The sequence below is a fragment of the Mesorhizobium sp. M1338 genome (assembly GCF_040318045.1).
Classification (GTDB): Bacteria; Pseudomonadota; Alphaproteobacteria; order Rhizobiales; family Rhizobiaceae; genus Mesorhizobium.
On sequence record NZ_JAMYLL010000034.1, the window covers coordinates 1 to 26,578 of the forward strand.

Here is a 26,578-nt window from a genome sequence, read left to right on the forward strand (position 1 = left end):
GACCAAGAGACCGATCCTCCCTCAATCAGATGGCCTTCATATATGAATAGATTTCCCCGGACAGCCCTGCCGTTTACGGGGAGAAGGTGGCACGAAGTGACGGATGAGGGGCGGCGCGACGCTTCCAAAGCTGGCTCTGCCCCTCATCTGCCTGCCGGCATCTTCTCCCCGTAAACGGGGCGAAGACCGCTACTCCACGATTCGGTAGATGTTCCACAGGCTGGTGCCCGACACGACGTAGGGCTCGATCTCCTTGCCCCATTTGGCGTGCGCGTCGATCTTGCTGATCTTGGCGAAGAACGCCTCCAACTGGGCCAGGCTCTCTACCTGGTGGTGCGACTCGACCGTCGCTTCCCGGGCGCCGATCGAACCGGTCATGATCTGGAATTCCAGCTCGGCGAGGCCGACCTGCGACCCGATCTCGCGTTCCCATTTCTTCAACAGGTCGAGCACGGTCTGCTTGTGTCCGAACTTGGCGTCGATCTGCCATCTGGCGCTGAACATTGTCTTCTCCTCCAGGGTTGCGGCCAGAGCATGATCTCGAAAAAGGGAAACCGGTTTTCGGAAAAGATCATGCCCCAGCACGGAAACAGAGCTATCCCGCTTCAATCGGGATGAATGAACAGGCTCTGCGGTTGACCTACTCGTCCCAGGCCTGCACGACGGTCTGCCGTGCAATCAGCCCATTCTTCAGCTCCAGCATCGCGGCGCAGAACACCTTGGTGCCGTCCGGATAGGCGCAGGCCTGGGTGAAGGCCAGGCTGTCGCCGTCGGCGATGGTGGTGTCGACCTTGTGGGTCATCGCCCGGCTGCAGATGTCGTCCCAGAATGTGCTGATCGCCGCGCGTCCACGAATCTCGCGCGGCTTGCTCGGCGGGTTGTTGCGGTCGATCACCCGCACCAGCGCGTCGTCGGCGTAGAAGCTCGACAGCATCCTGCCGTCACGGCTTTCGATCGCCTTCTTGATCGCCGCGCCATTCACCATTTGGGTCTTGGTCAGCATTTCATCCTCCATTGGCCCGTCTTCCGACCGGGCGGTTGATGGTCGAAGTGCTGCCCGGCGCTCATCGCCGGGCAGTGATTTCTTCACTGCGACTTGGCCTTGACGGCCGCGAACACGTCGCCGGTCTGCTTCTTGAAGGTCGTCAGATCGAACTGGCTGCCGTTGAGTATCGTCGACCAGTGGCGCACGATCGCCGCCATAGCCACCGCCTCCACGCGGTCCACCTCGGCCACGGCTCGCCCACCGGTCAGGAACTCCTCGATCAGGTTGGCTACCCGATCGACATCGCCGGTCCAGATCGGATGATCGCGCCCGGGAATCTCGACCAGCCGCGCATTCGGGATCTTTTTGGCCAGGTAGCGGCTGGCGTCAGGATCGACCCGCGCATCGTTGCGGCGATGAATGAGCAGCGTCGGCGCGCTGATCGCCGCCAGCACGCCGCGCACGTCGATCCCGGCGTTCATGCGCGCCAGCGCCGCCGCCGCCGTCGGGCTCGCCGACAATCGTTCGAAGCGTGCCCACCATTGGGCGAAATGCGCGTCGTCGACCCGGCTCGGCGCGAAATTGGGTAAAGTTGCGCCGGTACCCCAGGCTGTCTCCGCCATCTCGATGAAAGCATCGAGGCGTTCGGGCGACATCACCCATTTGTGGAAATGCGCATAGCCGCCATAGAGCGCCAGCGCCCGCGTCCGCTCCGGATACGTGGCGGCGAACAGCATCGCCATCGGCGCGCCTTCGGAGGCGCCGAGCAACGCTGCACGGCCGCTGCCGGCGGCGTCCATCACCGCGCGCACATCGTCCATCCGAGTTTCGAGACTGGGCAGGTGGTGGGCGTCGACTCGATCGGACAGACCGGTGCCGCGCTTGTCGAACAGGATCAGCCGCGAGAACGCCGAAAGCCGCCTCAGGAGCCTGGTATAACCTTCGTCTTCCCAGTGCAGGTCGAGGTTGGAAATGAAGCCCGGCACGAAGACGAGATCGAACGACCCCTGGCCGACCACCTGATAGGCGATCCGCACATCGCCGCTGTGGGCGTATCGGGTCTCGATCGGCCTCACGAGGTTTCCGCCCGGCCTGACGATTTCTGGTCGTCAACCATAGCAGAACAGCGTCGATCGCGGCAGTTTAAACTTTAGCGACAGCGAATATAGGCCGGCAAGACTCGACGGCTACTTTTGCGAGGCGGCGACGTCGGCGGGGAAGGCCTTGAGCCCGAGTTTGAGGTCGGCTTCAGCCGGGGTGATCGGCCGCTTGATCTTGACGGAGGCGGCCACCACCAACTCGTTGAAGTTCTCGGTGCCGGCGTCCAGCATTTGGAACAGTTGCAGCCGCATCCTCGGCTCCCAGAACTTGTTGATGTGCTCTGCGACGCCGGCAATGCCTTCCTCGCGTGGCTTGGAGTGGAAGAAATCGGCGATCTGGTTTGCCATGCGCACCAGCTTCTCGCGGGTGCTCATGATGTGTTCTTCGTCATGCGACATGCTTGGCAACTCCGCAAACCACCCGGCCGGGGTGGGTGAAAATATCAAAATCGTCGCCGCGAACCAGCGCCACCAGCGTCATGCCGGCCTCTTGCGCCGTGCGGATGGCAAGTGCGGTCGGCGCCGAGACGGCGATGATCAAGGCCGAGCCGATCGCCGCCGTCTTCTGCACCATTTCGACCGACACCCGCGACGTCACCACGACAGCACCGGATGCGCCATCGATGCCGGCCCTGGCAAGCGCGCCGGCCAGCTTGTCCAGCGCATTGTGACGGCCGACATCCTCGCGCGCCATGACGATGCCCTTGCCCGGTACATAGAAGCCGGCGGCGTGCACGGCTCCGGTCTCGGTGTGAAGCGGCTGCACTTTCGACAGAAGCTTGACCGAGCGAACGATATCGTCGGCATCAAGTGTAAGTTTCGACGCACCGACTTCGTCGACCGAGCGCATCGCTTCCTCGATCGATTCGATGCCGCAGAGCCCGCAGCCGACCGGGCCGGCCAGTCGTCTGCGCCGCGCCTCGAAGCGCGTGTTGGCGGTGTCCTTCAGCCTGATCTGGATGTCGATACCGGCGCCATGATCCTCGACCTCGATGGCCTCGATCTCCTCCGGCGTAGCAATGATGCCTTCGGTCAGCGAGAAGCCGAGCGCGAAATCCTCGAAATCGGCCGGGCTTGCCATCATCACCGCATGGGTCGTGCCGGCAAAGGAGAACGCCACCGGCGTCTCTTCCGGCACCATGCGGTCGGCAGCCGTCGTCCCGACCGCGCGGCGCGCCAGCCGCGATACCTGCGTCGTGGCTTTGCGACGCGCGCTCAAGACTATTCCGCCGCTTCCAGCTTCGCGATGCGACGGCTGTTGCGTGCCTGCTCGTCATAATCGCGCTGCCATTCCGACGGTCCGTTGGAGGCGCCGACCTGCACCGCCGTCACCTTGTATTCCGGACAATTGGTCGCCCAGTCCGAGAAGTCGGTCGTGATCACGTTGGCCTGCGTGTCCGGATGATGGAACGTCGTGTAGACGACGCCGGGCGACACCCTGTCGGTGATCAGCGCGCGCAGCGTCGTCTCGCCCGAGCGGCTGGTCAGCCGGACCCAGTCGCCGTCACGCAGTCCGCGATTCTCGGCATCGTGCGGGTGAATCTCCAGCCGGTCCTCGCCGTGCCACATGATGTTGTCGGTGCGCCTAGTCTGCGCGCCGACATTGTACTGCGACAGAATGCGGCCGGTGGTGAGCAGCAGCGGGAAGCGTGGCCCCGTCCTCTCGTCCGTCGCCACATATTCGGTGCGGATGAACTTGCCCTTGCCGCGCACGAACCCATCGATATGCATGATCGGGGTGCCGAGCGGCGCCTTCTCGTTGCAGGGCCATTGCACGGATCCGACACGGTCGAGCAATTCGAAGGAGACGCCGGCGAAGCTCGGCGTCGTCATCGCGATCTCGTCCATGATCTCGGAAGGATGCTGATAGTTCCAGTCCAGCCCGATCGCGCGGGCAAGCTCCTGCGTCGCCTCCCAATCGGCGTAGCGCGCCTTCGGCTCCAGAACCTTGCGCACCATGTTGATGCGACGCTCTGCGTTGGTGAAGGTGCCGTCCTTCTCCAGGAAGGTCGAGCCCGGCAGGAAGACATGCGCGTAGTTCGCCGTCTCGTTGAGGAAGAGGTCGTGCACGACGACGCATTCCATCGCGGCGAGGCCGGCTGCGACATGCTTGGTGTCGGGGTCGGACTGAAGAATGTCCTCTCCCTGGATGTAGATACCCTTGAAGCTGCCGTCGACGGCGGCATCCAGCATGTTGGGAATGCGCAGGCCGGGTTCGTCGTCCAGCTTCACCCCCCACAGGGTCTCATAGATGTCGCGCACGGCTTCGCCGGAGATATGGCGATAGCCGGGCAGTTCGTGCGGGAAGGAGCCCATGTCGCAGGAGCCCTGGACATTGTTCTGGCCGCGCAGCGGGTTCACGCCGACGCCTGGCCGGCCGATATTGCCGGTGGCCATGGCGAGGTTGGCGATCGCCATCACCGTGGTTGAGCCCTGACTGTGTTCCGTCACGCCCAGGCCGTAATAGATCGCGCCGTTGCCGCCGGTAGCGTAGAGACGCGCAGCACCACGGATAAGTTCGGGATCGACGCCGGACAGCTTGCCGACGGTTTCGGGGCTGTTTTCCGGCAAGGCGACGAAGGATGCCCAATCCTGGAATTCCGTCCAGTCGCAGCGTTCGCGGATGAAGGCTTCGTCGAACAGGCCTTCGGTGACGATGACATGCGCCAGGGCCGTCAGCACGGCCACATTGGTGCCGGGCTTCAGCGGCAGGTGATAATCCGCTTCGATATGTGCCGACTTGACCATCTCGGTGCGGCGCGGATCGAGCACGATCAGCTTGGCGCCCTGGCGCAGCCGCTTCTTCAGTCGCGAGGCGAATACCGGGTGGGCCGAGGCGGGATTGGCACCGATGACGACGGCGACGTCGGTGTAATCGACGGAGTCGAAATCCTGCGTGCCGGCCGAGGTGCCATATGTCTGGCCGAGCCCGTAGCCCGTTGGCGAATGGCAGACGCGCGCGCAGGTGTCGACATTGTTGTTGCGGAAGCCCTGCCGCACCATCTTCTGGACGAGGTAGGTTTCCTCGTTGGTGCAGCGCGACGAGGTGATGCCGCCGATCGCGGTGCGTCCGTACTGATACTGGATGCGGCGGAATTCCTTTGCCGTATGGGCGATCGCCTCTTCCCAGCTCACTTCGCGCCACGGATCTGTGATCTTTTCGCGGATCATCGGCGACAGGATGCGGTCCTTGTGGGTGGCGTAGCCATAGGCGAAACGGCCCTTCACGCAGGAATGGCCGTGGTTCGCCTTGCCCTCCTTGTAGGGCATCATGCGAATAACCTCGTCGCCCTTCACTTCGGCCTTGAACGAACAGCCGACGCCGCAATAGGCGCAGGTGGTGACAGCCGAGCGTTCCGGCAGGCCCTTGGCAAGCACCGTCTTCTCGCGCAGCGCATCGGTCGGACAAGCCTGCACGCAGGCACCGCAGGACACGCATTCCGAATCGATGAATGCCTCATGCATGCCCGCCGAGACCCTGGATTCGAAACCACGGCCCTCGATGGTCAGCGCGAAGGTACCCTGGACCTCCTCGCAGGCCCGCACGCAGCGCGAGCAGACGATGCATTGCGAGGCGTCATAGGTGAAATAGGGATTGGATTCGTCGCGCGCGATATAATCGACCGCCAGCGAGCCATGGCCGGGCGCCACGCCGTCTTCCGGCTTGACGTGGTTGCGACCCTCGATGCCGTAGCGGTTCTCGGTCAGCCCGATCGACTTCGCCACCGCATCGAATTCGCTGGCGCCGGTTCCGGCCTTTTCGTTCCAGCCGGTCGGATGGTCGGAGACGTAGAGTTCCATGACGCCGCGGCGAATGGCGTCGAGCCGCTCTGTCTGCGTACGCACCACCATGCCCTCGCCGACGGGTGTCGTGCAGGATGCCGGCGTGCCGCCGCGCCCTTCGATCTCGACGAGGCAGACACGGCACGAACCGAAGGAGTCCAGCATGTCGGTGGCGCAAAGCTTCGGGATCTCGACCCCGCCTTCCATCGCGGCACGCATGATCGAGGTGCCTTCCGGGACGGTGATGCTGCGGCCGTCGACATTCAGCGTGACCCGCTTCTGCGCCTTCGATTCCGGGGTTCCATAGTCGATCTCTTCGACGAGGGATGGGAAGTCGGCCTTGATGTTCATCTGCCAGCTCCTATTCAGCAGCCACGCGCACGGGCGCAGGCTTGAAGTCGTCGGGGAAATGGGTGATCGAGCTCATGACAGGGTAGGGCGTGAAGCCGCCCAGTGCGCAGAGCGAACCAAACTTCATCGTGTTGCAGAGGTCGGTGACCAGAGCGAGGTTCTTCTCCGGTTCGATGCCCGCGGCAATTCTGTCGATGGTCTCGACGCCGCGCGTCGAGCCGATGCGGCACGGCGTGCACTTGCCGCAACTTTCGATGGCGCAGAACTCCATGGCGAAGCGCGCTTGTTTCAGCATGTCGGCGGTGTCGTCGAACACCACGATGCCGGCATGGCCGATCAGCCCGTCCTTGGCCGCGAAGGCCTCATAATCGAATGGCGTGTCGAACAGCGCGCGCGGGAAATAGGCGCCGAGAGGTCCGCCGACCTGCACCGCCTTGACCGGGCGCCCGGTGGCCGTGCCGCCGCCGATCTCGTCGACGATCTCGCCCAGCGTCATGCCGAAAGCGGCTTCGAACAGGCCGGCATATTTGACATTGCCCGCGATCTGGATCGGAATCGTGCCGCGCGAGCGGCCCATGCCGAAATCCTTGTAGAAGGTCGCACCCTTGTCCATGATGACAGGCACCGAGGCCAGCGAGATGACGTTGTTGATCACCGTCGGCTTGCCGAACAGCCCCTTGTGAGCCGGCAGCGGTGGTTTTGCCCGAACCATGCCGCGCTTGCCTTCGAGCGAGTCCAGCAGCGCCGTCTCCTCGCCGCAGACATAGGCGCCTGCGCCAACCCGGATCTCCATGTCGAAAGCATAGGCCGAACCCAGCACGCTGGCGCCAAGAACACCGGCCTTGCGGGCGATCTCGACGGCCTTGTTCATCACCGCCACCGCATGCGGATATTCCGAGCGGACATAGACGAAACCCTTGGTCGCGCCCGTGGCAATTCCGGCGATCGTCATGCCTTCGATCAGCACGAAGGGATCCCCCTCCATGATCATGCGGTCGGCGAAGGTGCCCGAGTCGCCTTCGTCGGCGTTGCAGACAATGTATTTGCGGTCGCCTGATGTATCGAGCACCGTCTTCCACTTGATGCCGGTCGGGAAGCCGGCGCCACCGCGCCCGCGCAGTCCGGATTCGGTCACTTGGGCGACAATGGCGGCAGGCGTCAGTCCCAACGCATTCGTCAGTCCATTCAACCCGCCATGTTTCTTGTAGGATTCGAGCGAAAGCGGATCCGTGACGCCGCAACGTGCGAAGGTCAGCCGCGTCTGCTTGGCCAGGAAGGGGATTTTGTCAGGCGCGCCCAGCCAGCGCTTGTGATGGCCGCCGGTGAGGAAGCCGCCGTCGAACAGGCTTTTGACGTCGGACGGCTTGACCGGTCCATAGGCGACGCGGCCGTTGGAGGTCGCCACTTCGACCATCGGTTCGAGGAAATAAGCCCCGCGCGAGCCGTTGCGCACGATCTTGGCTTCGATGCCGCGTTCGGCAAGCTCACTTGCAATCGCCTTGGCGACTTTTTCGGCACCCAGCGCCAGCGCGCCGGAATCGCCGGGAATGTAGATACGCGGGATCATGAGCGCACCTCGGCAACGATCTCGTCGAGCTTTTCGTCATCGAGCCGCCCGATCACCTGGCCATCGAGCATTGCGGCGGGCGAACAGGCGCACAGGCCCAGACAATAGACCGGCTCCAGCGTCACCGAACCATCGCCGGTCGTCTCATGGAAGCCGATGCCAAGCAACTGCTTCAGTTTGGCGGCGATGGCGTCCGAACCCATCGACTGGCAGGATTCCGCCCGGCAGAGCTTCAGCACATGCCGGCCGGCCGGATGGCTGCGATAATCATGGTAGAAGGTGACGACGCCGTGCACCTCGGCCCTGGAGATATTCAGCGCCTCGGCGATGACCGGCAGCGCATCCTTGGGCACATGGCCGAACTCCTCCTGGATGCCGTGAAGGATCGGCAGCAGCGGGCCTTCGAGGCCCTTCAGCTCCTGGATGATCGCGGCCGTGCGCGATGTGATCTCGGTACTTGCAGGCTGCATCGTCACGCAGCGCCCTCCCTGGTCGATAGCTTTTTATCGCTAAGTCGTTACAAAATCAGAGGAAACCCGCTCAATCAATAAAGCTGTTTCGTTACTCGATAGAAAATTTCTATCGAGCTCGGTCATCCAGCATTGTTTAGCCTAGCGGTGGGCGTGGAAATCGTCCGCCAGCGCCATTGCCTCGTCCAACAGCGCCGAGACCAGCGGCGTGTGAGGTTCGCGAGGCGCCGCCACCAGGCCGACCGTGTGGCTGGCGTCCGGTTCGACAATCGGGATGGCGCGGATCGGCTCGGAAAAGCCGAATGTTTCCGCAAGGTTGAGCGGCATGATCGACGACCATTTGCCGGTGCGGATATGCGAAAACAGCACGATCATCGAGTTGGATTCCAGCGTCGGCCGCACCTGCACGCCGGCTTCGGCCAGATGCTGGTCGATGATGCGGCGATTCTGCATATCAGGCGTCAACAGGCACAGAGGCAGGCTTGAGAGCTCCGCCCATGTCACTTTGTCGCGATCGGAATAGGGATTTCCCATCGCGGTGATCAGTTGATAGCGCTCGTCGTAGAGCGGCACGCTGGTGACCCGCCCCAGCGGCTCATTGTCGAGATAGGTGATGCCGGCATCGATGTCGAAATTGCCGAGCAGCGACAGCACCTCGATCGAGGTCCGCGACAGCACCGAGAAGGTGACGCCCGGATGCTTTGCCCGGAACGGCGTCGTCAGCCGCGCCACCATGGCCAACGCCGTCGGGATGGCGGCGATGCGGATGCGGCCCGACAGACCGTAGCGCGCGGCGCGCATCTCCTCGCGCATGGTGCGGGTGTCGCCGACGATGCGGCGCGCCCAGGCCAACACCTGCTTGCCCTCCGGCGTCAGTCCCTGGAAGCGCGAGCCGCGCAAAACCAGCATCACACCGAGCTGGCCCTCCAGCTGCTTGATGCCGGCCGACAGCGTCGGCTGGGTCACGCCGCACAATTCCGCCGCCCGGCCAAAATGCTCCTCCCTGGCCAGCGCGATGAAGAATTCCAGCTTGTCGATCATGCGATCTTTCCGGTCGTTCGGCGCAAGGTCGGGGAAATTGCGTTTCATCGCAAGCGCCATGCGCAATTGGCCTGCATCCACATCTTTAAGCCGGCTACCTGTTCCCCCCGGCTGAATGCGGCGCTATGTGAATGAAACCTGGGAGATCGACCATGCTGGGCTGGTTCCGCAAGCTTTTGCCGCGCGAAGATCGCTTCTTCGAACTGTTCGAACGACATTCCCGCACCGTGGTCGGTGGCGCCGAGGCACTGGAGCAGCTTCTCCAGGGCAAGGACATCGACCGCTGGGGCCAGAAAATCATCGATCTCGAGGACGAGGCCGACCATATCACCGCGGAAGTCCTGCTGGCGGTGCGGCGCTCCTTCATCACGCCTTTCGATCGCGGCGACATAAAGGACCTGATCCAGTCGATGGATGATGCCATCGACATGATGCACAAGACCGTCAAGACGGTGAAGCTGTTCGAAAAAAGGGAATTCGACCCGCTGATGCAGGAAATGGGCGGCATCATCGTCGCCGCCGCCAAGCTGGTGGCCGAGGCGATCCCGCTGCTCAGCAAGGTCGGGGCGCACACGGTGCGCCTCAATGCCATCGCCGAAGAGGTCATGCGCGTCGAAAGCCGGGCCGACGATCTGCACGAGCAAGGGCTGAAGGATCTCTTCAGGAAGCACGGCCGCAGCGACCCGATGGCCTACATGATCGGCAGCGAGATCTATGGCGAGCTGGAAAAGGTGGTCGACCGCTTCGAGGACGTCGCCAACGAGATCAGCGGCATCGTCATTGAGAATGTCTAGGTGATGGAAGCCACCATCGCCTTTCCCGTGCTGGTCGGCCTCGTCGCCGTCGCGCTGTTCTTCGATTTTCTCAACGGCCTGCACGACGCGGCCAACTCCATCGCCACCATCGTCTCCACCCGCGTGCTGAGGCCGCAATATGCGGTGTTGTGGGCGGCCTTCTTCAATTTCATCGCCTTCATGTTCTTCGGCCTCCACGTCGCCGAGACAGTGGGAAAGGGCATCGTCGACGTCAGCATCGTCACCCCGGCTGTGATCTTTGCAGCCCTTGTCGGCGCCATCGTCTGGAACATCGTCACCTGGATCGCCGGCATCCCGTCGAGCAGCTCGCATGCGTTGATCGGCGGTCTGGTCGGCGCCGGTGTGGCAAAGGCAGGCGTCGGTGCCATCGTCTGGACGGGACTCGGCAAGACTGTCGCCGCGATCGTCGTTTCGCCGGCGACCGGCTTTATCCTGGCGCTTGTCCTGATCCTCGCCGTTTCCTGGCTCTTCGTGCGCCAGACGCCATTCGCCGTCGACAGCTCCTTCCGCGTCCTGCAGTTCTTTTCCGCCTCGCTCTATTCGCTCGGGCACGGCGGCAATGACGCCCAGAAGACCATGGGCATCATCGCCGTGCTGCTCTATTCGCAAGGCATGCTCGGCGCGACGTTCTATGTGCCGCTATGGGTCGTCCTCACTTGTCAGTCGGCGCTGGCGCTCGGCACCCTGTTCGGCGGCTGGCGCATCGTCCACACCATGGGCTCCAAGATCACCCGGCTGAACCCGATGCAGGGATTTTGCGCCGAGACCGGTGGCGCGATCACGCTGTTTGCCGCCACCTGGCTCGGGGTTCCCGTTTCGACCACGCACACCATCACCGGTGCCATCATCGGCGTCGGCGCCGCCCGCCGCGTCTCGGCGGTGCGCTGGGGCATTGCCAGCAACATCGTCATTGCCTGGATCGTCACCTTGCCGGCGACCGCTGTGATTTCGGCGCTCACCTATCTGGCGGTTGGGCTGGCGAGGTGACGTGAAGACATCTACCTGTCCACAAGGTTCAGGATGTTGCCGTCTGGATCCTTGAACCAGGCGACTTTCATTCCGGAGCCGACATGGATATCGCCCTCCAGTGTCAAGCCCGGCATCTCATAGTGCTCGAAGCTGACGCCCTTCGACTTCAGCGCCTTGACGACATTGCCGATCTCGTCGCCAACGGTCCACGTCACCGCTGTTGCCTTGTTGGTTCCGGCATATTGGGAATGATAGACGTTGATGGCTGTGTCGCCGCTTTTATACACGATCAGTTCACCGCCCTCATCGTGCACCTGCTCCAGGCCAAGCGTTCCCTCATAGAAAGCCTTGGCTTTCGCGAGATCCTTCACCGCGAGGTTGGCCGTTGCGTTGAAGTTTGCGAGCATGATGATCTCCTTCCCTGGTTGTCGTGCTCACCATGGTCATGCAGATAGGTCGCACCGGCAGATTGGCGACCGTCGACTTTATGGAATGATCGGCCACTTTGGCCGCCGTTTTCCGCGGATGCGTTCGGTCGGCGATCAGACAGGCTTCATCGTTTTTCCGGGCACGCCGAGGCACCTGTTGCTCCACGCCTTGGTTCTGTCCGGAAACTGCATTATCTGAAGCCCTGAACCGTCCAAGGAAAAAATCATGTCCGCCGTCCAGCAGAACGTCACCAAGGAAATCGTCATCGAGCGCCTGAAGACGGTCAACGGGCCGGATTTCACCGGCAACATCGTCGACCTCGGCATGGTTTCGGAGATTTTCATCGCCGACGGGAAGGTCTTCTTCTCGATTACCGTTCCCGCCGCCCGCGCCCAGGAAATGGAGCCGCTGCGTGCCGCGGCGGAACGTGTCGTCAAGGCGATCCCCGGTGTCGCCAGCGCCGTCGTCGCGCTGACGGCCGAAAAGAAGGGCGGCGGCATGGAGGCGCCGGTTCCGTCGCGCCCCGCACCCAGGCCGGCTCCGCCCGCTGCTGCCACGCCGCGTGCTGCGCCGCACGCGCCTGCCTCGCACAGTTCGGGAAAGCGCGGCGTGCCCGGTATCGAGGCAATCATCGCGGTTGCCTCCGGCAAGGGCGGCGTCGGCAAGTCGACCACCGCCGTCAACATCGCGCTTGGCCTCGCCGCCAACGGCCTGCGCGTCGGCGTGCTCGATGCCGACATCTACGGCCCATCCATGCCGCGGCTGCTCAACATCCATGGCAGGCCGCAGACCGTCGACGGCAAGATCCTGAAACCGATGGAGAATTACGGCCTGAAGGTGATGTCGATGGGCTTCCTCGTCGATGAGGAAACGCCGATGATCTGGCGCGGCCCGATGGTGATGTCGGCACTGACGCAGATGCTGCGCGAGGTCGAGTGGGGCCGGCTCGACGTGCTCGTCGTCGACATGCCGCCCGGCACCGGCGACGCGCAGCTGACCATGGCCCAGCAGGTGCCGCTGGCCGGCGCCGTCATCGTCTCGACGCCGCAGGACCTTGCTCTCATCGACGCGCGAAAAGGCCTCAACATGTTCAAGAAGGTCGATGTGCCGTTGCTCGGCATCGTCGAGAACATGAGCTATTTCATCGCTCCCGACACCGGCAAGCGCTATGACATTTTCGGCCATGGCGGCGCCCGCCGCGAGGCCGAGCGCCTCGGCGTCACCTTCCTCGGCGAAGTGCCGCTCGAGATGGGCATACGCGAAAGCTCGGATGCCGGTACGCCGGTGGTCATCTCGAAGCCCGACGGCGCCGAAGCGAAAATCTACCGCGACATTGCTTCGAAGGTTTGGGACCGGGTCAACGAAGAGCGTGGTGCGGCTGCTGCCGCCGTGCCGAGTATTGTGTTCGAGTAGGTTTCCGCTCGGTCGACGCCAACCCTAAACAAGCCCAAGCATTGTTCAGGCAGGCCTCAGCCTAAGCCGCGCCGACCTTCTCGCCGAAGCTGGAAAAAAACTGTCCGGCGAGTTTCTTCGAGGTCGATTCGATCAGCCGGCTGCCGAGCTGGGCGATCTTGCCGCCGACGTCGGCCTTGGCGGCGTATTTCAGCACCGTGGTATCCGGTCCATCTGATGTCAGCGTCACGTCGGCGCCGCCCTTGGCGAAGCCGGCAATGCCGCCCTTGCCCTCGCCCTGGATGGTGTAGGAGTGCGGCGGCTTCAGGTTCTTCAGCGTCACTTCGCCGTTGAACGTCGCCTTGATCGGTCCGATCTTCACCACCACGGTCGCCGCCATTTCGGTCGGCGATTTCATCTCCAGGCTCTGGCAGCCGGGAATGGTCGCCTTCAAGACCTCGGGATCGTTCAGCGCTTCCCACACTTTTTGCAGGGGAGCGGCAATGCGCTCCTCGCCTTCGATCACCAAAGCCATGAAAACCTCCCGGACAAGACTGAATGAAGCCCTAACGCACGGCTGGGTGCGTGTCTATCACACCAAAGTCCGGTTGCGACCGCACGCCCTCTTGCCTGCTCTCGCGCGTTGCCATATCGATTTGTCTTACAAATACGGAGACCACCAATGGCAGGCGCCCCCACCACTAAGAAAAAATTTCGCTCGCAGGAGTGGTTCGACAATCCCGACAATCCGGGCATGACGGCGCTCTATCTCGAGCGCTACCTGAATTACGGACTGACACGCGCCGAACTGATGTCCGGCAAGCCGCTGATCGGCATCGCCCAGACCGGCTCCGATCTTTCGCCCTGCAACCGGCATCATATCGAACTTGCCAAGCGCGTGCGCGAAGGCATCGTCTCGATGGGCGGCATTCCTTTCGAATTTCCCTGCCATCCGATCCAGGAGACCGGCAAGCGCCCGACCGCCGCTCTTGACCGTAACCTTGCCTATCTCGGCCTGGTCGAAGTGCTTTACGGCTATCCGCTCGATGGCGTCGTGCTCACCATCGGTTGCGACAAGACGACGCCGGCCCTGCTGATGGCGGCCGCCACCGTTAACATCCCGGCGATCGCGCTGTCGGTCGGCCCGATGCTCAATGGCTGGCACAAGGGCAAGCGCACCGGCTCCGGCACCATCGTCTGGGAATCGCGCCAGCGGCTATCGGCCGGCGAGATCGGCTATGACGAGTTCATGGATATCGTCGCCTCGTCGGCGCCGTCCACCGGCTATTGCAACACCATGGGCACCGCCACGACGATGAACTCTCTGGCCGAGGCGCTTGGCATGCAATTGCCTGGCTCGGCCGCCATTCCCGCACCGTACCGCGAGCGCGGCCAGATTTCCTATGAGACGGGAAAGCGCATTGTCGAGATGGTGCACGAGGATCTGAAGCCGTCCGACATCATGACGCGCCAGGCCTTCGAGAACGCCATCGTCGTCAACTCGGCCATTGGCGGCTCGACCAATGCACCGATCCATCTCAATGCGATTGCCCGCCATCTCGGCGTGCCGCTCGACAATGACGACTGGCAGAAGGTCGGGCTCAAGATCCCGCTCATCGTCAATCTGCAGCCGACCGGCGAATATCTCGGCGAGGATTATCACCACGCGGGCGGCGTGCCGGCCGTTGTGGCCGAATTGATGAAGGGCGGATTGCTGCCTTTCCCCGAAGCCATCACCGTTAACGGCAAATCGATCGGCGACAACTGCGAAGGGGTGGTCAACGAGAACATCGAAGTTATCCGCACCGTGGCCGAGCCGTTGAAAGCCAATGCCGGCTTCATCAACCTGAGGGGCAATCTGTTCGATTCGGCGATCATGAAGACCAGCGGCATCTCGCCGGAGTTCCGCGAGCGCTATTTGTCCAACCCCAGGGATCCCGAGGCTTTCGAAGGCAACGCCATGGTTTTCGACGGGCCGGAAGACTACCACGCCCGCATCGACGATCCGGCGCAAGGCATCGACGAACACACCATCCTGTTCATGCGCGGCGCTGGCCCGGTCGGCTATCCCGGCGGTGCCGAGGTCGTCAACATGCAGCCGCCGGCATACCTCATCAAGAAGGGCATCCACGCGCTTGCCTGCATCGGTGACGGTCGCCAGTCGGGCACGTCTGGTTCGCCGTCGATCCTCAACGCCTCGCCGGAAGCGGCGATCGGCGGCGGGCTGGCGCTGCTGAAGACGGGCGACCGTGTCCGCGTCGACCTGCGCAAGGGCACGGCCGATATCCTCGTCACGGATGACGAGATCACCCGCCGCCGCGCCGAACTGCAGAACAATGGCGGGTATCACTATCCCAAGCACCAGACGCCCTGGCAGGAGATCCAGCGTGGCATGGTCGCGCAGTTCTCGGAGGGAATGGTGCTGGAGCCGGCGGTGAAATACCAGGACGTCGCGCACACCAGCGGCGTTCCGAGGGATAATCACTGATTATTCCGGGATAATCACCGATTGTTCCAAGGGATAATCATCAATTATTCCTGCCGACAATCACAGGCGCTGCATCGACGACTGGCGGCCTGATCAATCAGGCCGCCAGTTCCGACCAGAAGGTCGAGAACGGTCACCATCCTTGACAAGTCCGCGCGATGTATCCACCATCATGACAAGGGGTGCATCGCGACGACCCCGTGAGGCGTCAGCCCAACGTTCGCGTCCAGGCTTCTCTTCCAGGAGGTGGACGCCATGCCGTCAACAACCGCTATCACTGTACCGCAATTATCCCGTCTGATCGGGCTGCCGGGTGCGCCGGTGATCATCGATGTTCGCATAGACGAAGATTTCGACGCCGATCCGCGCCTGTTGCCCGCTTCGTGCCGGCGCGATTTCAAAACCGTTTCGACCTGGGCGCCCGCGTTCGCCGGCAAGCCGGTGGCCATCGTTTGCCAGAAAGGGCGGAAACTCTCGCAAGGGGTAGCCGCCTGGCTGCGCCATGAGGGAATCACCGCCGAATCCCTTGAAGGCGGCTTTGAAGCCTGGCGCGATGCCGGGGGGCTTCTGGTCCGCACCGACAGATTGCCGCCGCGCGACGAAAAGGGTCGCACTATATGGGTGACGCGGACACGCCCGAAGGTCGACCGCATCGCTTGCCCCTGGCTGATCCGGCGTTTCGTCGATCCTCACGCGATCTTCCTGTTTGTCGAGGCGGCCGAAGTGCCTGATGTGGCCGACCGCTTTCAGGCCGTGCCTTTCGACATCGACAATGTGTTCTGGAGCCATCGCGGCGAACGCTGCACCTTCGACACGATGATCGAGGAGTTCGGACTGGAGTCCGAGGCGCTCGATCGCCTTGCCGTAATCGTGCGCGCGGCGGACACCGCAAGGCTCGATCTGGTGCCCCAGGCCGCCGGCTTTCTGGCTGCCTCGCTTGGCCTGTCGCGTATGTTCCGCGACGACCTGGAGCAACTGGAAGCAGGCATGCTGCTCTACGACGCATTCTTCCGCTGGTGTCGCGACGCCACTGAAGAAACGCACAACTGGCCGGCCGCCGGGACGGGTAAACCGACATGAGCGCTCTTGTACCGGCGGATGCGGCGGGAGACGTGCCGGTTCCGGCTGCGCCGACCTTCACCGAAGCCACGAAGGTCTGGGCGAAGATCGGACTGCTCAGCTTCGGCGGACCGGCCGGGCAGATCGCGCTGATGCACAAGGAACTGGTCGAGGAGCGGCGCTGGATCGGCGAGCAGCGTTTCTTGCATGCGCTGAATTACTGCATGCTGCTGCCTGGGCCGGAAGCCCAGCAACTCGCCATCTACATCGGCTGGCTGCTGCACAGGACGGCCGGTGGCCTTGTCGCCGGCATCCTGTTCGTCGTGCCGGGCGCGCTGGTCATGCTCGTCTTGAGCAGCCTTTACGTGCTCTACGGCGACATGCCGCTCGTCGAAGCGCTGTTTTTCGGGGTGAAGGCGGCGGTGCTCGCCATTGTCATCGAGGCAGTGATCCGGATCGGGCGGCGTGCCCTGAAGAACCGCGTCACGGTGTCGATCGCGGTCGCGGCGTTCATCGCCATCTATGCGTTGAATGTGCCTTTCCCGCTCATCGTCCTGCTCGCCGGCCTGACTGGATGGCTGGGAGACCGCGTTGCTCCCGGCCTGTTTTCCGGCTCCGCCCATGGCAAGGGCGATGTTGGCGACTTCAAGGGAGCGGTCGACCTGATGTTCGAACGCGGCGAACTGGCCCATGTCGAGCCGACCAGATGGCATGCACCGCGCACCGTCGCGATCTGGCTGCCGCTGTGGCTTGGGCCCGTTCTTGTGATCTGGTGGTTCACCGGCTCTGCAAGCGTCTGGACCGAGATAGGGGGGTTCTTCAGCCTGATGGCTGTCGTCACCTTCGGTGGCGCCTATGCGGTCCTCGCCTATGTCGCACAGGCAGCCGTCCAGTCCTTCGGCTGGCTCGCCCCCGGTGAAATGGTCGATGGTCTTGGGCTTGCCGAAACGACGCCAGGTCCGCTCATCCTGGTGTTGCAGTTTGTCGGCTTCATCGCCGCGTTCCGCCACGCCGGGTCGCTGGACCCGTTGCTTGCCGGATCGCTGGGGGCGTTGCTTACCCTGTGGGTAACGTTCACGCCCTGCTTCTTCTGGATATTCCTCGGCGCGCCCTATATCGAGGCCCTGCGCGGCAACAAGGCATTGTCGGCCGCACTGGGCGCGATCACCGCCGCTGTTGTCGGCGTCATCATGAATCTCGCTCTATGGTTTGCCTTGCATGTCATCTTCCACGAAGTCCGCAACATCGGCCTTGGCATGAATGTGCCGGTGCTTTCGTCGATCGACTGGCGCGCGGCACTGCTTTCCGTTGCCGCTATGATCGCCATCCTGAAACTGAAACTCGGAATGCTGCCAACGCTTGCCGCGTCTGCTCTTGCCGGTGTCTTGTTGCTGGCGGCGGGGGGATAATGCCATCCCCTTTTGTAATCCGCTTGCGAACCACCTAATTGGTTGGAAACGGATTGGAACCCATGGCGGGACGACGCTCTTCTCTCGGCTTCCTCGGAATGTTCGGCCGCTCGAGCGACTTGAGGCAGCTCGACGCCGCATTGCGTGGCGCCGACCTGCATCCTGCCCTTGTGCCGGAGGGCGTGAAACTGACCATCGTCAATCTGATGAAGGATCGCTGGCCCGACGAGCCGCCCGGCCAGGCCTATGCGGAAGTGGCGCAACTGTTCAGCTATTGCGTTGCCGGGCCCGAAATCTTCGAAAGCTCCCACGGCTTGCAGCAGCGGCAGGACGTGGAGCGCCGGGTCGAGGCCGCGGTGCAGGCCGGCGACAGCTTCGATGCGCAAATCGTATTGATGGCGCTGCACGCCAAGCTGATCGATGCCGAGGTCGTCGAGCGCTACGGGCTGAGCGCCGAATAACTGTTCCGGCGAGCGTTCCTTACCCGCCCATGCTGCCGCGCGGCAGTTTGATCATTTCGCCAAAGCGGGCGCGCAGCCGGTCGTCGATCTGCTTAGGCACATGGCGCGGAAAGCGCTCGGCAAGCACGCGCTTCTTCTCGATGATCGCCCGCTGCAAGATGTCGGGCCGGCCCTTCTCGTTCCATTCCTTGGGAGAAAAGCGATCGCCGACGGCGGGATAAAAATACTCCGTCTGCATCAGCCGCAGCGTCTGTTCGTTGCCGAGATAGTGGCCCGGACCCTTCAGGCAGACATCGGCGATGGTGTCGATCGACAGCGCTTCGTCGGTCACCTCGATGCCGCGCACACAGCGCAGGCAGTGGCCGAGCATGTCGTTGTCGATGATCAGGCTTTCGAGGCAAAAGCCGAGCAGCGAGGCGTGCATACCAGCCGATTCATAGACGAGATTGAGCCCGGCGAGACCGGCCATCACGTCGGTGATGCCCTTTTCGTAGCCGGACTGGATATCGGGCAATTTCGAATCCGTCATGCCGGCGGCCGAGCCGCCCGGCAAATCGTAGTATTGCGCCATCTGCGCGCAGGCCGCCGTCAGCACCGCCTGCTCGGCCGAACCGCCGGACATGGCGCCGGTGCGCAGATCCGACACGAACGGCCATGTGCCGAAGATCGCCGGATGCCCTGGCTTGATGGCGTTGACATAGACGAGACCAGCCAGCACTTCGGCTACCGCCTGCACCACGGCACCCGCAATCGCCGCCGGCGCCGTGGCGCCTGCCTGACCGGCCGAGAGCAGCAGAATCGGGATGCCGCCCTCGACACAGGCCTCGAGCACGCCGCAGGCGTCCTCGGCGAATTTCATCGGCGGCACGACGAAGCAGTTGGAGTTCGACACGAAAGGCCGGGCGCGGAAGTTTTCCTCGCCGCCGGCAATAGCATAAAGCATCTCCAGCGCCGGCTGCACATTCTCGCGCACCGTAAACGAGGTGCCGACATGCTTCGACGTGCCCATCACGCAGGCATAGAGCGTGTTGAAGTCCATTTCGAGCGGATCGGGAATGTCGCGCGGCACCATCGGGCGCTGGAAGAAATGGATGTTGTCGAGCCCTTCGACGAGGCGGGCGGCGTCATAGATGTCCTGCAGCAGCGACTCTCGATATTCGCGCTTCTCGACATCAACCAGATGCACGGCGGCTCCCGCCGTGCCGTAATGCACGCGCTTGCCCTTGATCAGCATATCGTGCTTGGGGTCCTGCCCGTGCAGGGTGAAATGCCGTGCCGCCTTCTTGATCGTCTCGAGCACGAGCCCGCGCGGGAAGCGGATGCGCCCATCGTCGCCATAGGTGGCGCCGGCCTCGGTCAAGGCTTCGATGCAGGAGGGAATGGCATTGGCGAAACCGACCGTTTCCAGGAGCGTCAGCACCGCTTCGTGGATGCGTTCCTGGTCGTTCTGGGTCAGCGGTCCGTAGCTGCCGCCTTCGAGGCCGGCGCGCACCGGCTTGATGTCGTCGGCCAAGGGCGCTGCCCGCATGGCGCGGCGCGCTTCGCGCCCGCCGGAGCGACGCGAACGTTGATCCGCCGCCGCTTCCTGCTTTTCAAGAACTGACATGGAGACACTCCAACTTTCCGAGAAGCAGGGCGCGGCGGTTGGTCCACCATCGGCTGCTTCTTCCCCTTATGTCTCCGACTATGCCGCCGGCATTGGCCCAGACTATGGGCCAGTCGGTCCGGTTGCATATGCCAGAGCTAATGGAGTCGGAGCCGCGCCTGCGCGGCCCCAGGGGGATGGCGATGGATCAGGCGGCCGCGGGCCTGCGTCCGGCGGCGGTGGCCAGTTCGCGGATGCCCGGCTCGATGTGCTGCAGCGCGATCGATGAGATGCCCAGCCGCATGAAACGCGAAGGCTTGTCAGTGCGATCGAAGAACCGGTCGCCCGGTTCTATGATGACGCTGCGCGAGGCTGCTGCCTCGGCCAGTCCGCGCGCATCGGTGCCACGCGGCCCTTCGAGCCACAGCGATGTGCCGCCGGCCGAATCGGTCGAGCGCCATTCCGGCAGGAAGGCGGAAATCGCATGGACCAGACGCTTGCGGCGCTCGTCGAAGGCCGACGACAGCCGCCGCACAAGCGCCTCGTGATGGCCGAGCGACAGGAAGAGCGCTACGGCGCGCTGGTTGTTGGCCGGCGGATGGCGCAGCATGAAGCGGCGTAGCGCCCTGAGTTCGGAGATCAGGCCAGCCGAAGCAACGATGTAGCCGAGCCGCAGGCCCGGAGCCAGCGTCTTCGACATCGAGCCGACATAGACGACACGGCCTGAGCGATCGAGGCTCTTCAGAGCCTGCTGCGGTGCTTCGTCGAGAAGCTGGCTGTCATAGCCGTCCTCGATGATGATCTGGTTGTAGCGGTTGGCCCGCGCCAGAAGATCCTGCCGCCGTTCCGCCGACAGCGGCACCATGGTCGGGCAATGATGGCTGGGCGTGACGAAGACGAACCCGGAATCATTGGGAATAGAAGCGGTTACGATGCCGGACTGGTCGACCGGCACCGGCTCTATCTCGGCGCCCGCAAGGCGGAAGATCGAGCGTGCGTCGGGGTAGCCGGGATCCTCCATCGCCACCTTGGAGCCCTTGGACATCAGCAGCGTCGCCAGCATGTAGAGTGCGTTCTGGGCGCCCAGCGTGACGATGATCTCGTCGGGATTGGCGAAGATGCCGCGCCGCGGCAGCAGCCGCGCCTGGATCTGCTCGATCAGCAGCGGATCGTCGCGGTCGACCATGTCGGACGCCCAGTTGCGGATTTCGAGCACGGCCAGCGCCATGCGGTTGCACTCGCGCCACTCGGCGGTCGGGAACAGCGCCGGGTCGAACTGGCCGTAGACGAAGGGGTAGGACGACTTGATCCAGTTCTCGTGCTTGGCCGGCGGCGGCATGTCGCTGGCGGCGATCTTGCGGCGTGCCTTCCAGTCGATCTCATTGGCCTGATCGGGCGCCTTCTGGTGTGGCTTGGCAGGCGTTGCCAGCACATCGGGATTGACGAAATGACCACGCCGCTCGCGCGCCACCAGGAAGCCCTGGTCGACCAGCTGCTGGAACGCCAGCACCACGGTTCCGCGCGCCACGCCGAGTTTTTCGGCCAGGATACGGCACGAAGGAAGCGGCATCGAAGCGGCGATCTGGCGGTCGAGAATGGCGGCCACGATGGCTTGGCGGATCTGTGCCTGCAGGGTCTGGCCCGATTCCGCCGAAATCCGGAACAGGCCGGACCATATGGCCGTGTCGTTACGCTGTGGCATGGGAGATGTTCCTCGATGGCCAGCCTTTTTCGCTTGGCTGGACCAGCCGAACGTAACCGTGGCACAAGGGGTTGCGCCAATCAATTTTTCTGATCGTTGGGATTTATGCCAGTGATCCTTCACGCCATTTTGATGCTGCGCTGCACCATCGCGGGGTGACGCGGCGCCTCATCCCGGCGATGACTTCGTGCGTCATCGCTGCGCATTGAAATGGCTGGAATTAGGCTCGATAGATTGTCGCGACGACACGCGCCGGAAACATCCGGTTCGTAATGATGGCTCTTAGGTCTCGGAGTTCGGCAGTGGATCAATCGTCCTTTCAAAAACAGCTCGCCGCGTTGCGCGACCATCGCGCGGCGGCGCCCGCCAGCATGCGCCAGGCCTTCGCCGCCGATCCCAAGCGCTTCGTTACATTCTCCGCCACCGACGGCGACCTTCTGCTCGACTGGTCGAAATGCGCGGTCGACGCGCTCACCATGGACTTGCTGGAAAAGCTCGCCAAGGCGGCCGATCTCGAAGGCCGTCGCGACGCCATGTTCGCCGGCAAGAAGATCAACCTCACCGAGGACCGCGCCGTGCTGCACACGGCACTGCGCAACCTGACCGGCAAGGGCGTCACCGTCGATGGCCAGGACGTCAAGGCGGACGTCATGGCCGTGCTTGACGCCATGAGCGCCTTTGCCGATGCCGTACGCTCGGGCAAGGCGGCCGGCGCCACCGGCAAGAAGATCACCGACATCGTCAACATCGGCATCGGTGGTTCCGATCTCGGCCCGGCCATGGCGACGCTGGCGCTGGCGCCTTATCATGACGGGCCGCGCGCGCATTACGTCTCCAACATCGACGGCGCCCATATCCACGACACGCTGAAGGGCCTGTCCGCCGAAACCACGCTGTTCATCATCGCCTCCAAGACCTTCACCACCGTCGAGACGATGACCAATGCGCAGACGGCGCGCAAATGGGTCCAAGAGGCGCTCGGCAAGGAAGCGGTCGGCAAGCATTTCGCCGCTGTCTCGACCTCGCTCGACTTGGTGGCCAAGTTCGGCATCGCGCCGGATCGTGTCTTCGGCTTCTGGGACTGGGTCGGTGGCCGCTATTCGCTCTGGGGCGCGATCGGCCTGCCGGTGATGATCGCTGTTGGCCCGCGGAATTTTCGCGCCTTCCTCGATGGCGCGCACGAGATGGATGAGCATTTCCGCACCGCGCCCGTGCAGGAGAACCTGCCGACCCTTTTGGGGCTGGTCGGCTGGTGGCATCGGGTGATCTGCGGATATCCGGCGCGCGCCGTCATCCCTTATGATCAGCGCCTATCCAGGCTGCCGGCCTATCTGCAGCAGCTCGATATGGAATCGAACGGCAAGAGCGTCACCCTCGAGGGCACGGCGGCGGCGACGCCGACCGGGCCGCTGGTCTGGGGCGAGCCCGGCACCAACGGCCAGCATGCCTTCTTCCAGCTCCTACACCAGGGCACCGATTTCATCCCGGTCGAGTTCCTCGCGGCGGCGGTCGGTCACGAGCCCGATCTCAAGCATCAGCACGATCTGCTGCTCGCCAACTGCCTGGCCCAGTCGGAAGCGCTGATGAAGGGCCGCACGCTGGACGAGGCCCGCGCCCAGATGCTGGCCAAGGGCATGAAGCCGGCCGAGGTCGACAAGATCGCCCCGCATCGTGTCTTCTCCGGCAACCGACCCTCGGTGACCATTCTCTACCGCAAACTCGACCCGCGCACCTTCGGCCGGCTGATCGCGCTCTACGAGCACCGCGTCTTCGTCGAGGGTACGCTGTTCAACATCAACTCCTTCGACCAATGGGGCGTCGAGCTCGGCAAGGAATTGGCCACCGGCCTTTTGCCTGTCGTGGAGGGCAAGGAAAGCGCCGCTAACCGGGACGCATCGACCGCTGGTCTTGTGGGATTCATCCACCATTTGCGTGGATCGGAGTGAAAAGCTTGGCAGACATCAAGGGTATATTGTTCGACAAGGATGGAACGCTTGTCGACTTCAACGCGACCTGGCTCGGCGTCGCCGATTTCATGGCCATGGATGCGTCGGAAGGCGATCGCTGGAAAGCCGACAGGCTGCTGGCCGCCGCCGGCTTCGATTTCGCCAACAAGCGCTTCAAGCCTGATTCCATCTTTGCGTCGGGCACCAATCTCGACGTCGTCGAATTGTGGTTCCCGCGCCTGTCCAACGAGGACCAGATGCTTGCGGTTGCCCGCTTCAACGAGATCACCTCGGTGCAGGGCTCCGCAATGGCGGTGGCGTTGCCGGGCATCGTCGACACGCTGACGGCATTGCACAGGAAATCCTATCGGCTTGGCGTCGCTACCAATGATTCGACCAGCGGTGCGGAAAAGACCCTGGTCACTCTCGGCGTCGCCCAGCTGTTCGACGCCGCCTATGGCTACGACGCGGTCGCCAACCCGAAGCCAGCACCCGACACGATCCTGGCCTTCAGCGATCTCACCGGGCTGAAGCCGGCGGAAATCGCCATGGTCGGCGATAACAGGCACGACCTCGAAATGGCGCGGGCCGGTGGCTGCGGACTAGCGGTCGGCGTGCTCTCCGGCACCGGCACCCGCGAATCGCTGGCCGGCATCGCCGACGCGATCCTGGATTCGGTTGCCGATTTGCCCGACTTCCTGTCGGCACGGGTCAAGGAAACGACCTGACGGGCAGCGGCCGGGGCAAAATCAACTTGGGCTTTCCCGCCAGCGGCTGAGATGGGGTGGTGAGCCGAACGTCTGCAGTTAGTCGAAACCGACGGTTAGCTGCCGTTTTTCACTTCACCCCGCGACATAAGATGTGCGGGATTAGTATCCTGCGTGGTCGTTGCCACCGTGCGCGGCGATGAACATGGCGACGGCCGACCGGCAATAGGATTCGATTTCGTTGTCGTCCTCTGCTCTCGCCTCATCGAAGCGTGCGATAATCAGGAGATCGGATCCTTTGATAAGCGCGGCAAACAAGCGGGCGGACCGGAGAGGATCGGGCACGTTCAGAACCGCCTTCGCGTGTAACTGACGCAACAGGGCCTCGATTTGGGCGATGACATGGGCGGGGCCGGCTTCGTAATGGAGCTTGCTTAACGACTTTTGATTCGTCTTGTCGGCCATGATCATGGCTTCGACACTGCGGGCGTCCGGGCTCAACAGCGTGCGAAGCAGGGATGATCCCATCGCCATGAGCTGATCTTCGGCCGAACCGTCGACGCCTTCAGAAAGAGCCAGTGGTGCAAACTGATGGCAGTGGGCCGCGATGGCCGCGCTGAACAGCGCCTCCTTGTTCTCGAAGTGCCGATAGATGCTGAGCTTGGATATCTTCGCCCGTTGGGCGACCTTGTCCAATGTCGTCGCTTGAAAACCCAATTCCACAAAGAGTTCGCACGCGGCGTCGACTATCGTTTGGCCAAGCGCCTCGTTGGCGGGCCGGCCGCGCCGGGCCTGGCTGTTTTCGGTCACGATAATTCCAGTCCTTGACAGTATCCTAATTCTTGAATTACGATACCATGCAGTTTCATAAATATGCAAGCCAAAGAGTGGATTTTACCCTGTCCTCCAAATCAAGCTTCCCTGGGCCGCCCGGCGATATCGAATGCGGCATCGTCCGGCCGGTCAACACGGTGATCGGCGACTTTCTCGTCGATGCCGAAGCCTTGCTCGCTGCCCGTCTCGAGCGCGTATCGCTGGACGCTATTTCGCGCCAGGCCCAGCCCACCCCCCTCCAACCACAACACGGAGCCCATCACCATGGATGACGTCATCATCATCGGCGGCAGCTTTGCCGGTCTCGCCGCCGCCCTGCAACTCGGCCGTGCCCGCCGCAAGGTCACCGTTCTCGATACCGGCCTGCCGCGCAACCGCTTCGCTGGCCACTCGCATGGCCTGCTCGGCCACGATCACAAGCCGCCGCTGGACATCCTGGCCGAGGCGCGGCAGCAGCTGGCGCGTTATCCCACGGTCAAGCTGGTCAATGCCCGGGCCGAAAGCGTCTCCGGCGCCATCGACGATTTCTCCGTCCTCGCTGGCGATGGCGACCGCCTTGCGGCGCGCCGCCTGATCCTTAGCTATGGCGTCGCCGACCAGATGCCTGATGTTCCGGGCTTTGCCGAAGGTTGGGGCACGTCCATCGTGCCCTGCCCCTATTGCGACGGCTTTGAAGTCGCCGGCCAGCATTGGGGCCTCATCTGGTCCGGCCCGCAGTCGCACAATCAGGTCAGGCTGTTCCACGATTGGACCGACAGGTTGACCCTCTTCGCCGATGGTCACGACATTTCACCCGATATCCGGGCCGATTTGGCGCGCCGCAACATACCTGTCGTCGATGGCCGGATCACCGAGATCGCCCATCGCGGGGGCCATAATGCCACCGTCAAGCTCGATACCGGCCCCAATGTCTCGGTTGACATCTTGTTCGCGCATCCGCGCAACAAGCCGTCCGCAAGCCTGCATGAATCACTGGGCCTCGCCACGGTCAATACACCCCTCGGCATCGCCCTCAAGGTCGATGAGCGCCGCGAAACCAGCATGCCCGGCATCTACGCCGCCGGCGACCTCGCAAACCCCCTCATGGCCTCGGTCACTACGGCAACATCGCACGGCGCGACGGCGGGTATCTCCGCTCAGCAGTCGATGCTGGTTTGAGAGCATAGATTCCTACTCCGGTTACCGCGGGCCATCACGGAAAACCTCCTTTTGGGGGGCGCCTACGCCAGCAGATCAGCGGTGGTGCGATAGAGGCCCGTGGCAAGAAGATCGTCGGCGCAACCGCATCTGTTAGACTTGGCATGGCGCGTGAGGACGACCGTGACGTAGGCGACGTTATTGAGCGGGCGACGGCGCGCTCTGCTCGCGGAGAGCTGCTTCGAGCGACTTGAGCGGATACATCTGTATGGCGAAAAGTACAGTGGCGAATTCGGGGACGCTGAGCTTAGAAGTTAGCGCCGTCACGACCGCTTTCTGAACGTGCCT

At 63.2% G+C, this 26,578-nt stretch carries 25 protein-coding genes; 11 read left to right on the top strand and 14 right to left on the bottom strand.

Annotated elements, in window-relative coordinates; all coding sequences use genetic code 11:
* Positions 1-189: 189 nt before the first annotated feature.
* From NKH19_RS23850 to NKH19_RS23890, 9 genes are all read right to left on the bottom strand, one after another.
* On the bottom strand, positions 190-504 hold the full coding sequence (locus NKH19_RS23850) for a hypothetical protein (RefSeq protein ID WP_352872010.1): 315 nt from the start codon (positions 502-504) through the stop codon (positions 190-192).
* 136 nt (positions 505-640) lie between these two features.
* Entirely contained in the window at positions 641-1,003 is a 363-nt protein-coding gene (locus NKH19_RS23855; protein WP_352872012.1) for a nuclear transport factor 2 family protein, read from the bottom strand.
* Positions 1,004-1,086: 83 nt separating this feature from the next.
* A complete protein-coding gene (locus NKH19_RS23860) occupies positions 1,087-2,061 on the bottom strand; it encodes an alpha/beta fold hydrolase (RefSeq protein ID WP_352872014.1) in 975 nt (324 codons plus the stop codon).
* A 111-nt stretch (positions 2,062-2,172) separates the two neighbouring features.
* On the bottom strand, positions 2,173-2,484 hold the full coding sequence (locus tag NKH19_RS23865) for a formate dehydrogenase subunit delta (protein ID WP_352872016.1): 312 nt from the start codon (positions 2,482-2,484) through the stop codon (positions 2,173-2,175).
* Positions 2,474-3,304, bottom strand: a complete 831-nt coding sequence (fdhD, locus tag NKH19_RS23870) for a formate dehydrogenase accessory sulfurtransferase FdhD (protein ID WP_352872017.1) — start codon at positions 3,302-3,304, stop codon at positions 2,474-2,476. Before fdhD ends, NKH19_RS23865 begins: the two co-directional genes overlap by 11 nt.
* A gap of 2 nt (positions 3,305-3,306) precedes the next feature.
* Entirely contained in the window at positions 3,307-6,219 is a 2,913-nt protein-coding gene (fdhF, locus tag NKH19_RS23875) for a formate dehydrogenase subunit alpha (RefSeq protein ID WP_352872018.1), read from the bottom strand.
* A 10-nt stretch (positions 6,220-6,229) separates the two neighbouring features.
* Positions 6,230-7,786: a formate dehydrogenase beta subunit gene (locus NKH19_RS23880; protein ID WP_352872019.1), complete on the bottom strand. Its 1,557-nt coding sequence runs from the start codon at positions 7,784-7,786 to the stop codon at positions 6,230-6,232.
* Positions 7,783-8,256, bottom strand: coding sequence for a formate dehydrogenase subunit gamma (locus NKH19_RS23885; protein WP_502911017.1), 474 nt, complete (start codon positions 8,254-8,256; stop codon positions 7,783-7,785). Before NKH19_RS23885 ends, NKH19_RS23880 begins: the two co-directional genes overlap by 4 nt.
* A gap of 141 nt (positions 8,257-8,397) precedes the next feature.
* On the bottom strand, positions 8,398-9,297 hold the full coding sequence (locus tag NKH19_RS23890; RefSeq protein ID WP_352872069.1) for a LysR family transcriptional regulator: 900 nt from the start codon (positions 9,295-9,297) through the stop codon (positions 8,398-8,400).
* A 152-nt stretch (positions 9,298-9,449) separates the two neighbouring features.
* On the opposite strand from NKH19_RS23890, the gene NKH19_RS23895 reads away from it, so the two are divergent.
* Together NKH19_RS23895 and NKH19_RS23900 are read left to right on the top strand one after the other, a co-directional pair.
* Positions 9,450-10,091 (top strand): DUF47 family protein, encoded by a 642-nt coding sequence (locus NKH19_RS23895; protein ID WP_352872022.1) that lies wholly within the window; start codon positions 9,450-9,452, stop codon positions 10,089-10,091.
* Between the two features lie 3 nt (positions 10,092-10,094).
* On the top strand, positions 10,095-11,099 hold the full coding sequence (locus NKH19_RS23900) for an inorganic phosphate transporter (RefSeq protein WP_352872070.1): 1,005 nt from the start codon (positions 10,095-10,097) through the stop codon (positions 11,097-11,099).
* Between the two features lie 11 nt (positions 11,100-11,110).
* On the opposite strand, the gene NKH19_RS23905 is transcribed toward NKH19_RS23900, so the two are convergent.
* Positions 11,111-11,488: a VOC family protein gene (locus tag NKH19_RS23905; protein ID WP_352982899.1), complete on the bottom strand. Its 378-nt coding sequence runs from the start codon at positions 11,486-11,488 to the stop codon at positions 11,111-11,113.
* Between the two features lie 247 nt (positions 11,489-11,735).
* On the opposite strand from NKH19_RS23905, the gene NKH19_RS23910 reads away from it, so the two are divergent.
* Positions 11,736-12,923, top strand: a complete 1,188-nt coding sequence (locus NKH19_RS23910; protein WP_352872024.1) for an Mrp/NBP35 family ATP-binding protein — start codon at positions 11,736-11,738, stop codon at positions 12,921-12,923.
* Positions 12,924-12,984: 61 nt separating this feature from the next.
* On the opposite strand, the gene NKH19_RS23915 is transcribed toward NKH19_RS23910, so the two are convergent.
* The gene (locus NKH19_RS23915) at positions 12,985-13,437 is read right to left on the bottom strand and encodes an SRPBCC family protein (protein ID WP_352872025.1); all 453 of its coding nucleotides are present in this window, start codon (positions 13,435-13,437) and stop codon (positions 12,985-12,987) included.
* A gap of 147 nt (positions 13,438-13,584) precedes the next feature.
* Between NKH19_RS23915 and NKH19_RS23920 the strand changes: the two genes are divergently transcribed.
* The 4 genes from NKH19_RS23920 to NKH19_RS23935 all read left to right on the top strand — a co-directional run bounded on the left by NKH19_RS23920 (position 13,585) and on the right by NKH19_RS23935 (position 18,319).
* Entirely contained in the window at positions 13,585-15,390 is a 1,806-nt protein-coding gene (locus NKH19_RS23920) for an IlvD/Edd family dehydratase (RefSeq protein WP_352872027.1), read from the top strand.
* Between the two features lie 255 nt (positions 15,391-15,645).
* Positions 15,646-16,470, top strand: a complete 825-nt coding sequence (locus NKH19_RS23925) for a chromate resistance protein ChrB domain-containing protein (protein ID WP_352872071.1) — start codon at positions 15,646-15,648, stop codon at positions 16,468-16,470.
* The gene (gene chrA, locus NKH19_RS23930; protein WP_352872028.1) at positions 16,467-17,858 is read left to right on the top strand and encodes a chromate efflux transporter; all 1,392 of its coding nucleotides are present in this window, start codon (positions 16,467-16,469) and stop codon (positions 17,856-17,858) included. The genes NKH19_RS23925 and chrA overlap by 4 nt, the downstream gene beginning before the upstream one ends.
* Before the next feature lie 62 nt (positions 17,859-17,920).
* The gene (locus NKH19_RS23935) at positions 17,921-18,319 is read left to right on the top strand and encodes a hypothetical protein (RefSeq protein WP_352872030.1); all 399 of its coding nucleotides are present in this window, start codon (positions 17,921-17,923) and stop codon (positions 18,317-18,319) included.
* A gap of 19 nt (positions 18,320-18,338) precedes the next feature.
* On the opposite strand, the gene NKH19_RS23940 is transcribed toward NKH19_RS23935, so the two are convergent.
* Both NKH19_RS23940 and pdxR read right to left on the bottom strand, forming a co-directional pair.
* Complete coding sequence (locus tag NKH19_RS23940) at positions 18,339-19,925, bottom strand: trimethylamine methyltransferase family protein (protein ID WP_352872031.1); 1,587 nt, start codon at positions 19,923-19,925, stop codon at positions 18,339-18,341.
* A gap of 187 nt (positions 19,926-20,112) precedes the next feature.
* Entirely contained in the window at positions 20,113-21,606 is a 1,494-nt protein-coding gene (gene pdxR, locus NKH19_RS23945) for a MocR-like pyridoxine biosynthesis transcription factor PdxR (RefSeq protein WP_352872033.1), read from the bottom strand.
* A 275-nt stretch (positions 21,607-21,881) separates the two neighbouring features.
* Between pdxR and pgi the strand changes: the two genes are divergently transcribed.
* Both pgi and NKH19_RS23955 read left to right on the top strand, forming a co-directional pair.
* Positions 21,882-23,552 carry a glucose-6-phosphate isomerase gene (pgi, locus tag NKH19_RS23950; RefSeq protein ID WP_352872073.1) on the top strand — a complete coding sequence of 557 codons (1,671 nt, stop codon included), beginning with the start codon at positions 21,882-21,884 and terminating at the stop codon, positions 23,550-23,552.
* Between the two features lie 5 nt (positions 23,553-23,557).
* Entirely contained in the window at positions 23,558-24,280 is a 723-nt protein-coding gene (locus tag NKH19_RS23955; protein WP_352872034.1) for an HAD family hydrolase, read from the top strand.
* Positions 24,281-24,421: 141 nt separating this feature from the next.
* Here NKH19_RS23955 and NKH19_RS23960 read toward each other — a convergent pair whose 3' ends face one another.
* A complete protein-coding gene (locus NKH19_RS23960) occupies positions 24,422-25,069 on the bottom strand; it encodes a TetR/AcrR family transcriptional regulator (protein WP_352872035.1) in 648 nt (215 codons plus the stop codon).
* Positions 25,070-25,101: 32 nt separating this feature from the next.
* Here NKH19_RS23960 and NKH19_RS23965 point away from each other — a divergent pair, with 32 nt between their 5' ends.
* Together NKH19_RS23965 and NKH19_RS23970 are read left to right on the top strand one after the other, a co-directional pair.
* Complete coding sequence (locus NKH19_RS23965) at positions 25,102-25,365, top strand: hypothetical protein (RefSeq protein ID WP_352872036.1); 264 nt, start codon at positions 25,102-25,104, stop codon at positions 25,363-25,365.
* Positions 25,358-26,251 carry an NAD(P)/FAD-dependent oxidoreductase gene (locus tag NKH19_RS23970; protein WP_352872037.1) on the top strand — a complete coding sequence of 298 codons (894 nt, stop codon included), beginning with the start codon at positions 25,358-25,360 and terminating at the stop codon, positions 26,249-26,251. The genes NKH19_RS23965 and NKH19_RS23970 overlap by 8 nt, the downstream gene beginning before the upstream one ends.
* The last annotated feature ends 327 nt before the right edge of the window (positions 26,252-26,578 follow it).